General features: G+C 61.5%; 13 protein-coding genes. 9 read left to right on the plus strand and 4 right to left on the minus strand.

Annotated features, from left to right (window positions below; all coding sequences use genetic code 11):
- The first annotated feature begins 131 nt into the window (after positions 1–131).
- From ACA071_RS13805 to ACA071_RS13835, 7 genes are read left to right on the plus strand one after another with little or no spacing between them, the layout of a single operon-like run.
- Positions 132–1,037, plus strand: coding sequence for an AMP-binding protein (locus tag ACA071_RS13805; RefSeq protein ID WP_497644851.1), 906 nt, complete (start codon positions 132–134; stop codon positions 1,035–1,037).
- Positions 1,034–1,810 (plus strand): ABC transporter ATP-binding protein, encoded by a 777-nt coding sequence (locus ACA071_RS13810; RefSeq protein ID WP_497644852.1) that lies wholly within the window; start codon positions 1,034–1,036, stop codon positions 1,808–1,810. The genes ACA071_RS13805 and ACA071_RS13810 overlap by 4 nt, the downstream gene beginning before the upstream one ends.
- Positions 1,810–2,691 carry a branched-chain amino acid ABC transporter permease gene (locus tag ACA071_RS13815; RefSeq protein ID WP_429527086.1) on the plus strand — a complete coding sequence of 294 codons (882 nt, stop codon included), beginning with the start codon at positions 1,810–1,812 and terminating at the stop codon, positions 2,689–2,691. The genes ACA071_RS13810 and ACA071_RS13815 overlap by 1 nt, the downstream gene beginning before the upstream one ends.
- A gap of 4 nt (positions 2,692–2,695) precedes the next feature.
- Positions 2,696–3,745: a branched-chain amino acid ABC transporter permease gene (locus tag ACA071_RS13820; protein ID WP_497644853.1), complete on the plus strand. Its 1,050-nt coding sequence runs from the start codon at positions 2,696–2,698 to the stop codon at positions 3,743–3,745.
- Between the two features lie 26 nt (positions 3,746–3,771).
- Entirely contained in the window at positions 3,772–5,112 is a 1,341-nt protein-coding gene (locus ACA071_RS13825; RefSeq protein ID WP_497644854.1) for an ABC transporter substrate-binding protein, read from the plus strand.
- A gap of 3 nt (positions 5,113–5,115) precedes the next feature.
- Complete coding sequence (locus ACA071_RS13830) at positions 5,116–5,883, plus strand: ABC transporter ATP-binding protein (protein WP_497644855.1); 768 nt, start codon at positions 5,116–5,118, stop codon at positions 5,881–5,883.
- 13 nt (positions 5,884–5,896) lie between these two features.
- A complete protein-coding gene (locus ACA071_RS13835; protein ID WP_497644856.1) occupies positions 5,897–7,330 on the plus strand; it encodes an FAD/NAD(P)-binding protein in 1,434 nt (477 codons plus the stop codon).
- Positions 7,331–7,556: 226 nt separating this feature from the next.
- On the opposite strand, the gene ACA071_RS13840 is transcribed toward ACA071_RS13835, so the two are convergent.
- From ACA071_RS13840 to ACA071_RS13850, 3 genes are all read right to left on the minus strand, one after another.
- Positions 7,557–7,802 (minus strand): hypothetical protein, encoded by a 246-nt coding sequence (locus ACA071_RS13840; protein WP_497644857.1) that lies wholly within the window; start codon positions 7,800–7,802, stop codon positions 7,557–7,559.
- Between the two features lie 168 nt (positions 7,803–7,970).
- Positions 7,971–8,315, minus strand: a complete 345-nt coding sequence (locus ACA071_RS13845) for a hypothetical protein (protein ID WP_497644858.1) — start codon at positions 8,313–8,315, stop codon at positions 7,971–7,973.
- 172 nt (positions 8,316–8,487) lie between these two features.
- Positions 8,488–9,228 (minus strand): response regulator, encoded by a 741-nt coding sequence (locus ACA071_RS13850; RefSeq protein ID WP_497644859.1) that lies wholly within the window; start codon positions 9,226–9,228, stop codon positions 8,488–8,490.
- 228 nt (positions 9,229–9,456) lie between these two features.
- Here ACA071_RS13850 and ACA071_RS13855 point away from each other — a divergent pair, with 228 nt between their 5' ends.
- Together ACA071_RS13855 and ACA071_RS13860 are read left to right on the plus strand one after the other, a co-directional pair.
- Positions 9,457–10,479: an alpha/beta fold hydrolase gene (locus tag ACA071_RS13855; RefSeq protein WP_497644860.1), complete on the plus strand. Its 1,023-nt coding sequence runs from the start codon at positions 9,457–9,459 to the stop codon at positions 10,477–10,479.
- A 134-nt stretch (positions 10,480–10,613) separates the two neighbouring features.
- Positions 10,614–11,285 carry an NAD(P)H-binding protein gene (locus ACA071_RS13860; RefSeq protein ID WP_497644861.1) on the plus strand — a complete coding sequence of 224 codons (672 nt, stop codon included), beginning with the start codon at positions 10,614–10,616 and terminating at the stop codon, positions 11,283–11,285.
- Between the two features lie 24 nt (positions 11,286–11,309).
- On the opposite strand, the gene ACA071_RS13865 is transcribed toward ACA071_RS13860, so the two are convergent.
- Complete coding sequence (locus tag ACA071_RS13865) at positions 11,310–11,750, minus strand: NUDIX hydrolase (protein WP_497644862.1); 441 nt, start codon at positions 11,748–11,750, stop codon at positions 11,310–11,312.
- Between the last annotated feature and the right edge of the window lie 121 nt (positions 11,751–11,871).

Genomic DNA, 11,871 nt, shown 5'->3' on the forward strand with positions numbered 1-11,871 from the left:
CCCTGCTCCAAAAGCGGACGCAGAGCGTCCATGGCGGCATTCCCACGCGGAGCGTGGGAACGATCATTACGTCAACCCTTCAGCCCGGCGGACCACCGCACGCTTTTGCCCATGAACAGGAGGTCAAACCCATGAGCGTGCATGAACTCAAACAACCTTCCGGCGTGGATACCGCCGAATGGCAAGTCAAGGCGCCCCAGGCTTTGGAGCAATTGCGCCACTGGGGCCAGGTCAGTCCGTTGCAAACGGCGCTGCGGCACAAGCGGCACGGCCAGTGGTTTGTATGGCGCTGGATCGATGCCTTGCGCGATGTCGAGCGCCTGGCCGATGGCTTGCGCCAGCAGGGCTTTACCGAGGACTCGCGGTTGGTCCTGAGCGGTGCTTTCGAACCGAATCTGTTGCTGCTGGCGCTGGCAGCGAAGCATGTCGGCGGTGAGGTGCTGACCTTGCCCGACACCCTCGATGCCGAGGCGCTGCACAAAGCGCTGTGGCGCAGCCGTCCCACTCACGCCTTCATTCAAGGGCGGCAAACCCAACAACGGTGGCTCAACCACGGCCAATCGCTACTGAACTTCGCCGAACTGCTTGGCCCGGTGGAGCCGCCGCAACGCCTGCGTCTGGGCGTTTCCGGTCCACAGCTCTGGAGCGAAGAGGGCAGCGAATGGCAGGACGGCCTGACGGTGGTGCTCGAACAATGGCTGGCCAGCGGCCAATCCCTGGCCTTCCCGGAAAGTCCCGGCAGCGCCAGTCGTGATCGTCGGGAAGTGGCGCCGTCCGGGCTGCTGCTGTCCGCCGAGCGCCTGCAACGACTGGCCGCAGAAATCGAAAGTCGCCTCGCCCCACAAGGCACCTGGCGCCGACGCCTCTGCGACTGGGCCATCGCCCACCCGGAAAGACCGCTGCAACGGCTGATCAAAAACCGCGTCCGCCGCCTGCTGGGCTTTCACAACCTGCATTTCATCTGGCAAGCCACCCGCACCCCTGACGCTCAATCCGCGCCAACCTGGCTCGCCGAATTCAAACGGGATATCGCATGAGCTCGACCGATTCCATCCTGCAAGTCAGCGGTATTTCCCTGTCGTTCAAAGGCGTGAAGGCGATCAACGAATTGTCCTTCGACGTGCGCCGTGGCGAGATCTGCGCACTGATCGGCCCCAACGGCGCCGGCAAGAGTTCGCTGCTGAACGTGTTGAACGGCGTGTATCCGTTCGATGCCGGCTCCATCGTGTTCGAGCAACAGCCGTTCAAACGCATCGACCCGTTGACCGCTGCGCGCCGGGGCATTGGGCGCACGTTCCAGAACAACGCGCTGTTCAAGAAAATGAGCGTGATCGACAACATCCTCACCGGCCTGTCCCGGCACCTGCGCAGCAGTTTCATCGAGCAGGCGCTAAACCTGCCGCGCGCCCGGCGTGAAGCACAAGATTTCCGCCTCCAGGCCCAGGGCATTCTCGAATTCCTCGAACTGCAAGCCCATCGCGACGTGCCGGTGGGCAATCTGTCTTACGGCCTGCAAAAGCGTGTGGAACTGGGCCGCGCCTTGATCGCCGGCCCGCGCCTGTTGTTGCTCGACGAACCGATGGCCGGGATGAACGCCGAAGAGAAACAGGAAATGGCCCGGTTCATCGCCGACATCAACCGCGACCTCGGCACCACGGTGGTGCTGATCGAACACGACATGAGCGTGGTCATGGGCCTGTCCGACCACGTCGTGGTACTCGATTACGGGCGCAAGGTCGGCGACGGCACGCCCGCCGAAGTGCAGGCCGATCCCGAGGTGATCGCGGCGTATCTGGGAGTGGTGCACTGATGACGTTCTTCTTCGAAACCCTGCTCGGCGGCTTGCTCGCCGGCACCATGTATTCGCTGGTTGCCATCGGCTTCGTGCTGATCTACAAGGCCAGCGGCGTGTTCAATTTCGCTCAGGGATCAATGCTGCTGTTCGCCGCGTTGACCTTCGTCAGCCTGCACGATCAAGGCGTGCCGTTTGCCTTGGCGCTGTTGCTGACGGTGGTGGTGATGATCATCGGCGCGCTGTTGATTGAGCGGCTGGTGTTGCGGCCGTTGGTCAATCGTTCACAGATCACCTTGTTCATGGCCACGCTCGGGCTGTCGTTCATTATCGAAGGCCTGGCGCAAGGGTTGATGGGCTCGCAGGTGCGGGCGCTGGATCTGGGTATCGACGACGTGCCGATTTTTATCGGCGGGATGATGGTCAGTCAGTTCGACCTGATCGCCGCCGCAGCCGCCATCGTGCTGGTGACGGTGTTGGCGCTGCTGTTCAACAAGACCCGGATCGGCGTGTCCCTGCGCGCGGTGGCGGATGACACCACCGCCGCGCTGTCGATCGGCATCAACCTCAACCGCATCTGGCAGATCGTCTGGGCGGTGGCCGGGGTGGTCGGGCTGGTGGCCGGATTGCTCTGGGGCGCACGCCAGGGCGTGCAATTTTCGCTGTCACTGGTGGTGCTCAAGGCCTTGCCGGTGTTGATCATCGGCGGCTTCACCTCGATTGGCGGGGCGATTGTCGGCGGGCTGATCGTCGGCGCGGCGGAGAACCTCGCCGAGGTCTACATCGGTCCGTTGATCGGCGGCGGCATCACCCCATGGTTCGCTTACGTTCTGGCCCTGGCCTTCCTCTACATCCGTCCCGCCGGCCTGTTCGGCGAGCGCGCCATCGAGCGAGTCTGAACCCATGTCGATTTCCCTTTCCCGCGAAACCGCGCCGTCGGTGTTGGTCCAGCGCCGAGTGCCCATTGGACTAAGCGCTTTACTGTTGATCGCCTTCGTCATCGTGCCGCTGACCGGCAATGATTATTGGCTTAACGCGATTCTGATCCCGTTCCTGGTGCTGTCGCTGGCCGGACTCGGCCTCAATTTGCTCACTGGTTACACCGGCCAGACGTCGGTCGGCGCGGCTGGATTCATGGCGGTCGGGGCTTTTGCGACTTACGGTTTTTTGCTGCGATTACCTGAGCTGGGTTTGCCGGTAGCGCTACTCGGCGGCGGTTTGATCAGCGCTGTGGTGGGTTTTGTGTTCGGCCTGCCGAGTTCACGGATCAAGGGTTTTTACCTGATGGTCACCACATTGGCGGCGCAATTCTTCCTTGAATGGCTGTTCGTCAAATTCCCCTGGTTCTACAACTACGGCTCGTCCGGGACCATTTCCGCGCCGAAACTGGCGCTGTTCGGCCATGACCTGAACACACCGGTCGGCCGTTATTTGCTGACGCTGACGACGGTGCTGCTGTTGACCTGGGTTGCCGTGAACCTGGTGAAAAGCCAGATCGGCCGCAACTGGATGGCGATCCGCGACATGGACACCGCCGCGGCGGTGATCGGCATCCCGGTGGTGCGCTACAAACACCTGGCGTTCGCCGTCAGCTCGTTCTACCTCGGCATCGCCGGCGCCTTGTGGGCCTTCGCCTATCTGGGCACCGCCAGCGCCAGCAGCTTCGATATCAATCGATCGTTCCAAATCCTGTTCATCATCATTATCGGCGGCATGGGCAGCATCGCCGGCAACTTCGTCGGCGCAGCGTTTATCAGCCTGCTGCCGATCCTGCTCAGCCACGCCGGGCAGGCCTTGTTCGGCGGGTCGGTGGACGCCGGGCAATTGCAGAACCTGCAAAAAATCATCTTTGGCGTACTGATCATCCTGTTCCTGATCAAGGAACCGGAAGGTTTGATCCGCCTGCTGGGCAACCTTCGTGAGCGGCTGAGCCACTGGCCGCTGCGCTTCTGAATTCCTGACCTGATTAGAGAGACAACATGCGTGCATCCTTGAAACGTTCCTTGCTCGGCGCCGCTCTGACGCTGGCGGTTTTCAGCAGTGCGGTGCCAGTGGTTCAGGCCTCGCCGGACCAGCAATTCTTCCCGCTGGCCACTTACCGGGTCGGCGCGTATGCCTCCAGTGGCGTGCAGGTGTGGGCCGGGATGCTCGATTACCTGAACTACATCAATGAGGTGGAAGGCGGGATTAACGGCGTGAAACTGGTCTGGCAGGAATGCGAGACCGAGTGGACGGCGGAGAAGGGCATCGAGTGTTATGAGCGCTTCAAGAAAGGCCTGGACGGCGCGCCGGTGGCGATCTATTCACCCAACGGCGCCCCGGCGGCTTACGCCTTGAGCGAGCGCGCCGAGGTCGACAAAATCCCGCTGATCACCCTCGGCTACGGTCGCACCGAAGCCACCGACGGCACAGTGTTCCCCTACAACTTCCCGGTGATGCTGACCTTCTACAGCGAGGCGTCGAGCCTGATCAATTACATCGCCCAGCGCGAGGGCGGGTTCGACAAACTCAAGGGCAAGAAGATCGCCACGGTCTATCACGACTCGGCTTATGGGCGCGAAACCCTAGGTCCGTTGAAATTGTTGGCCGAGAAGTACGGTTTCGAGAATATCCAGATTCCTGTCGCAGATCCGGGCAACGAACAGTCGTCGCAATGGCGGCAGATTCGCCAGGTCAACCCGGACTGGGTGTTCCTGCGTACCTGGGGGGTGTCGACGCCAGTGGCGGTGAAAACGGCAGCACGATTTGGCTTCCCGGTGGACCATATCGTCGGCGACATCTGGGCCAGTTCCAGCGAAGACGTGTTGCCTGCTGGCGCCGCCGCCAAAGGCTATCTGGCGCTGACGCCATACCCGGCCGGAACCGATTTCGAGATCCATAAACGCCTCAAGCAGAACATCCTCGACAAGGGCAAAAGCGACCTCAAGGACTTGAAGAATTTCGGCAGCGTCTACTACAACTCGGGGCTGGTGAACGCCGCTGTCATGGTCGAAGCGATTCGCACGGCCCAAGGCAAGTTTGGTAAACGTCCGTTGAATGGCGAGGAAGGGCGTTGGGGCCTGGAGCACCTGAACATCGACGACGCGCGGCTTAAGGACATGGGCTACTTCGGGTTGATGCAGAACCTCAAGTTGTCCTGTAAGGATCACGAGGGCGGCGGTTCGGCGCGGGTGCAGCAGTGGGACGGCGCCAACTGGACGCTGATCAGCGACTGGATCCCGGCCGACCGCGCCTTGCTGCGGCCATTGATCGATGAAAAATCCGCAGCCTTCGCCAAGGAAAAAGGCCTGACGCCACGCACGTGCACCGGGGATGAATAAGCCATGAGCCAAGCCGCCAGCGACATTGCTGCCAATGACCTGTTGCAGGTCAAGGACATCGAAGTGATCTACGACGGCACGATCCTGGCGGTAGCCGGGGTCTCGCTGTCGGTGCCCAAGGGCGGCATCGTCGCGTTGCTCGGTGCCAATGGCGCGGGAAAAAGCACCACGCTCAAGGCGATTTCCGGGCTGGTCCGGGCCGAGCGGGCGGAGGTCAGTCGCGGGAGCATTGAGTTTCTCGGCCGCGATACGGCAGGCGTCGATCCGAGTGTGCGGGTGCGTCAGGGCATGGTTCATGTGCTGGAGGGCCGGCATGTGTTCCCGCAACTGACGGTGGAGGACAACCTGCGCAGCGGTGGGTTTGTCCGGCGCTTGAGTCGCCAGGACATGGCCCGGGACCTGGAAAGGATCTACGCCTGGTTCCCACGGCTGAAAACCAAGCGCAAGACCCAGGCCGGGCTGACGTCCGGTGGCGAGCAGCAGATGGTCGCTATCGGCCGGGCGTTGATGACGCGTCCTACTTTGGTACTGCTTGATGAGCCATCAATGGGTTTGGCGCCTATTATCGTCCAGGAGATTTTCGAGATCGTCGCCCAGCTCAATCGCGACGAGCAGGTGAGCTTCCTGATCGCCGAGCAAAACATTAATGTGGCGCTTAAGTATGCGTCCCAGGCTTATGTGCTCGACACGGGGCGGGTGGTGTTGTCGGGAACAGCTGAGGAACTGCTGGCTCGAGGCGATTTGCACGACTTCTATCTAGGTAAACATTGACCGTGAGAATGCGATGAATCAAACCCCCAGCGGACAGGCGACCGACGCCATCCGCCATGCAGACATCCTGATCGTCGGCGGCGGCCTCAGTGGCGCAATGTTGGCGGCGCAGCTGTTGCGCTTGCCCGGCAAGCGTTCGCTGCTGGTGATCGAACCTCGTGCCGATCTCGGCCGGGGCGAGGCGTATAGCGCGGTCGAATTGGGCCATACGCTGAACGGCAATGCGGCGCGGATGAGTGTCGACCCGGACAACGCCGAAGACCTGACCCAGTGGCTGACCGACTACATCGCCGCCGGTGGCTGGCCGGAGTCGGACCAGCAGCATGTGCCGGTCAGCGAGTTGTTCCCGCCACGGGGGATTTTTGGGTTGTACGTGCAGCAGCGTTTGGCTGAAGCGCAAGCGGTGGGGGCGGTGAATGGTTCTTCGGTGGAGCATTTGCGGGCCGAGGTGGTGGATCTGCAAACCCTGGATGATTCGGTGCTACTGAGCTTGAGCGACGGTCAGCGCTTGCAGGGCGCTTTTGCGGTGCTGGCCACGGGAATGTTTCCTGCCGCGCGTACGCCGCAGACCGAATCCAGCGGCTTGAACGGGTTGGCGCTGGATCCGTGGGATGTCGCCGCCATGCAGCAGCTCGACCCGCAGTCCACGGTGCTGATCATCGGCTCGGGCCTGACCATGGTCGATGCGGTTGTGTCGCTCGAACAGGCCGGACATCGCGGGCCGATTGAAGTGTTTTCCCGTCACGGGTTGCTGCCGCATGTCCGGCGCCAGCCGCCGGCCTGGGTGGATTTTCTGGCCGAGGATCACAGCGTTCGCACGCCGCGTCAGTTGGTGCGGGAGGTGCGTCGGCATTGCCAGGACGCCATCGCCCAAGGCATTGACTGGCAATCGCCGCTCGACACCGTGCGGGCGCACATCGGCCGGTTGTGGAGTCAGGCGACGGACGTGCAACGTCGGCAATTCGTGCGACACGTGCGGCCATGGTGGGAAAGTCATCACCACCGCTCGCCGCCGTTGAGCGCGGAGCTGGTGGCGCGGCTGCATGGGGAAGGGCGGTTGCGGATTCAGGCGGCGTCGTTCAAGGGGCTGGAGCCTTCGGTGAACGGAGAGGTGAGCATTCGCATTCGTCGTCGTGGCGAAGCAGAAACGATGATCGTCAGCGGCGCGGCGTTGATCAACTCCAGCGGCATCGAATACGACTGGCGCCGGGTCGCCCGGCCGTTGCCACAACAATTGCTGGCGCGTGGACTGATCAAACCGGGGCCGTTGGCGCTGGGGATAGCGGCGGCGGTGGATGGCGCGGTGCTGGACGCCGACGGGCAACTCGCCCAACGGTTATTTGCCATGGGCCCGCCGTTGCGCGGCATGTGGTGGGAAAGTACAGCAGTGACGGACGTGGCGAGTCAAGCCAAGGTCTTGGCGGCTCGGTTGGTAGATGGACCGTAGCAGCTGCCGAGCAGCGCGAGGCGGCGTTCGGCGGCGAAGCCGTCGTAAAACCAGCTACCTCGCTGTATCAGGATGACCGTGCATGGCAGGTATACGACGGCTGCGCCGCCGAACGCCGCCTCGCGCAACTCGGCAGCTGCTACCACGGGTATCGGTGGTCGTTAAAACGAGGAAACCCCGGGTAGAACGGATCTACCCGGGGTTTCTTGTTTGAAGCCGCACAAACTTAAGCGTCAATACGCTGATACTTCGAACCGAACTCAGGACGGTTTTCCGCGACGTAGAGTTTGGCTTGTTCGGCGTTCTGTTGCAGGTTGACGCTGCCTTTGCGCTCGGTGTCGATGCCGACGGTGTTGACGTTCCGGGTCGCCTGTTGGCCGACTTTTACTGCGGCAATGGCTTGTGGTGCGGCGATGGCCGAAGTGGCGCCAAGGACGGTAAGGGCGAAGGTAAGACCAATGATGCTTTTCATGATGTTGCTCCAGAGAGTGGGAAGAAGATGTCGCCACTCTAGTGCTGGAGCGTGGCGATGAAAAAACACCCTGAGGCATAGTCGATATCGAGAGCGTTGATCCAGCGTATAACCCCAGTGGGAACAGGCTCGCTCTCACTAGGGTTATCGGTGTGTTGTAGATCGTGATCAGTAGCGCTGATATTTCGAGCCGAACTCTGGGCGGTTTTCTGCAACCACGACACCGCCGAGTACTGCATTGCCCGGGCTGACCAGCGCAACCCGTTCGCGCAGTTCTTGCAGACGGTCGGCGCCGCCTTCGGCCACGCGATTCTGGATCAGGCGATCGGAGCCACCTTCCGCCACACGTTCACGCAACTCTTGCAAACGATCTGCACCGCCTTCCACCAACAGGTGCTGAGTCGGGGTGTGGGACACCGCTTTGGTGTTGGCCGAAGCCAGGTTCGACAGACCGAGGCCGCCAACCAGTGCCAGACCGAGTGCCAGGGACGAGACTTTCGAGAAGTTGAACATGGGTGATTCTCCGTGCGTTTAAGTTGAGTGAGTCAGTAGCGCCGAGTGGGTCAGTGCTATCTGGTGTTCACAGTTAAACGCCGGGGTGTATCGGTGATGTGTGCCGCAACGCCGCGAAATTGGCTGCTTCGTATCTATCGCGGGGGTTTATACAGACGGATACAAAACCCTTTCATGGCTGCTCGCCGAGCAATTCCACAGGAAAAGAGAAGACATAGCCTTCGCTGCGCACGGTCTTGATGTAGGTCGGTTCCCGGGAGTCATCCAGCAGCCGCTGGCGCAGCCGGCTCACCAGCAAATCGATGGAGCGGTCGAACAGATCGGCATCGCGGCCCTGGGTCAGGTTGAGCAACTGGTCGCGGCTGAGTACTCGTTGCGGGTGATCGAGGAATACCCGCAGCAGACGGTATTCGGCGCCGCTGAGGGCGACCATGGTGTCGTCTTCGTCGAGCAAATGACGAGCGCTGGTGTCCAGGCGCCAGCGGCCAAAGCCCAGCAGGCGGCCAGTTTCAGTGATCAACAGATTTGGCGGCAGCATTCGGGTGCGGCGCAGCACAGCGTTGATCCGCGCCAACAGTTCGCGGGCGGCGAAGGGTTTGGTCAAGTAATCGTCAGCGCCCATTTCCAGGCCGAGGATGCGGTCGGTTTCATCGTTGCGGGCGGTGAGCATCAGGATCGGTGTGGCTTTGTGTTTGCCCGAACGCAATTCGCGGCACAGCACCAGGCCGTCGTCGCCGGGCATCATGATATCGAGCACGATCAGATCGACCTGGTTGGATTCCAGGAAGTGGCGCATCTGCCGGCCATCCGCGACCACGGTGGTGCGCAGGCCGTTTTTCTTCAGGTAATTGCCGACCAGCTCGCGGATCTCGCGATCGTCGTCGACAATCAGAATGTGGTTCACATGTTCCATTGCTCAACCCCTCTTGTTATTCGCACGTTGGCATTTTAGGGAGCGACGGCCTGCTTGCCCATGGGCTTTGTATCGCACTGTATCAGGGGCCCTGTTTGACACCTTACGCCTTAATGGCAGGGTCTTTACGACACATGGCAGATACCTCGGGGCGATTGAATGGGATCCATCGAGCCAAGGCGACTGACCTCGCAACGACTCTTCACTGGCAGCCCTGAGGAAATCACCATGAACTGGAACACACTCGCTACAGCCAGCTTCTTCGCGGTCCTGAACGTTGCAGCCTTTTCGGCCCAGGCCGATGTTAAAACCGCGGAGCCGCTGACGGCCAGTGCCGCCACCCTCAAGGCCGACCCGTTTGGCGCTCTGAAGCACGTCAACGCCGGGTTGCTGAACGTGGCGTATGCCGAGGTTGGTCCGGCCGACGGTCCTGTGGTGATTCTGTTGCACGGCTGGCCCTACGACATTCATAGCTACAGCGAAGTGGCGCCGTTGCTGGCGGCCAAGGGATACCGGGTGTTGATCCCGTATGCGCGCGGCTACGGCGACACGCATTTCCTGTCGGACAAGACTCTGCGCAACGGCCAACCTGCTGCGCTGGCCAGTGATGTCATCGATTTCATGGACGCGCTGAAGATCAAAAAAGCCGTGCTGGGCGGCTACGACTGGGGCGCGCGCTCGGCGGACATCGTCGCGGCGCTGTGGCCGGAGCGGGTCGAGGCGCTGGTGGCCGTGAGCGGCTATCTGATCGGTAACCAGGCCGCGGGTAAAAATCCATTGCCGCCCAAGGCCGAATTGCAATGGTGGTATCAGTTCTACTTCGCCACCGACCGCGGCGAGGCCGGTTACGAAAAGAACCGCCACGACTTCGCCAAGTTGATCTGGCAAACCGCCTCGCCGAAATGGACCTTCGACGACGCCACCTTCGACCGCAGCGCGGCGGCACTGGATAACCCTGATCACGTCGCGATCACCGTGTTCAACTACCGCTGGCGCCTGGGCATGGTTCAGGGTGAACCGCAATATGAAGCGCTGGAACAGCGGCTGGCCAAGGCCCCCAGCATCACCGTGCCGACCATTACCATGGAGGGCGACGCCAACGGCGCGCCGCATCCGGCGGCCGAAGACTATGCCAAGCGCTTCACCGGCAAGTATGAGTTCCGGTTGATCAATGGCGGCATCGGCCACAACCTGCCTCAGGAAGATCCGCAGGCCTTTGCCAAAGCGGTGATTGACGCGGATCATCTGTAACCGCCACCGAACTCCTGTAGAAGCGAGCTCGCGATAGCGGTCGGGCAGCCAATATCAATGCTGGATGTGATGGCCTCATCGCGAGCAAGCTCGCTCCCACAGTATGCAACCCACTTCAACAGGATTCGTTGTTCATGAAAGCACTGATTTTCGGCGCCACCGGCATGGTCGGCCAAGGCGTACTGCGCGAAAGCCTGCTCGCAACGGACATCGAGCAGGTGGTCGTCGTTGGCCGAACTGCCGTCGAGACCACGAACCCCAAGCTGCAGTCGTTGGTAGTGGCCGATTTGACCCGGATAAGCGCGGTCGAAGCGCAGTTGCATGGCTATGACGCGTGCTTTTTCTGCCTGGGTGTTTCGTCGTCCGGGATGGATGAAGCGCAATATTCGCGCCTCACCTACGACCTGACCCTGGCGGTGGCCGAGGTGCTGGCGCGGCTCAACCCGAACATGACCTTCGTGTATGTCTCGGGCGCCGGCACTGACAGCAGCGAAAAGGGCAAAAGTATGTGGGCGCGGGTCAAGGGTCGTACCGAGAATGCGCTACTGCGATTGCCGTTCAAGGCGGTTTACCTGTTTCGACCGGGGATGATCCAGCCGCTGAACGGCGCGACGTCCAAGACCTCGGTGTATCGCTGGACTTACATCGTGATGGCGCCATTAATGCCGCTGTTGAGAAGGTTGTTTCCGCGGCAGGTGCTGACCACCGTTTCGGTGGGGCAGGCGATGTTGGGGGTTGCCCGGCATGGGGCGGCGAGTGCCGTTTTGGAAGCTCCCGCTATTGCGGCTGCGGCGCTTAGGGGGTAGCCGGGCAGGGGGGGGCGAGCGAGGTCAGGCGTTGTTGAGCATCTCGATCAAGCGCTCTGGCCAGACCGTTTCGGTGGTTTCCTGCAACTCGGCCACTGACCACCACTTGTGCTCGGTCATCACCCGCGCTTCGTCGGCGGTCCAGCCGTCGCGGGACAGCTGATCGCTGTCGACCCGGACAACGAAGTAACGCTCCACGGCCAGCACTTTTTCACCGTCGGGTAGCATCATCGAAGCGCTGCGCTCTCCCACGCAAGCGCCCACCGTGTCGACGTGCAGACCGGTTTCCTCGCGCAATTCGCGAATCGCTGCAGCTTCGAAGGTTTCACCGTCCTCAACACCACCACCGGGCGTTGCCCAATAGTCGCGACCATCCAGGGCATCGCCCTTGTGCTGGAAGCGAAACAGCAGGACCTGATTGGCGGGGTTGATCACGAGGAGCCTTGCGGCGTTGCGTTGGCGCATTACAGTTTCTCTTTCCATAGAAGACACATGATCGTTCCCACGCTCTGCGTGGGAATGCAGCCCGGGACGCTCCGCGTCCCAGAAGCGGACGCAGAGCGTCCGTTGAGGCATTCCCACGCAG

Source organism: Pseudomonas sp. LBUM1646 (genome assembly GCF_059716165.1).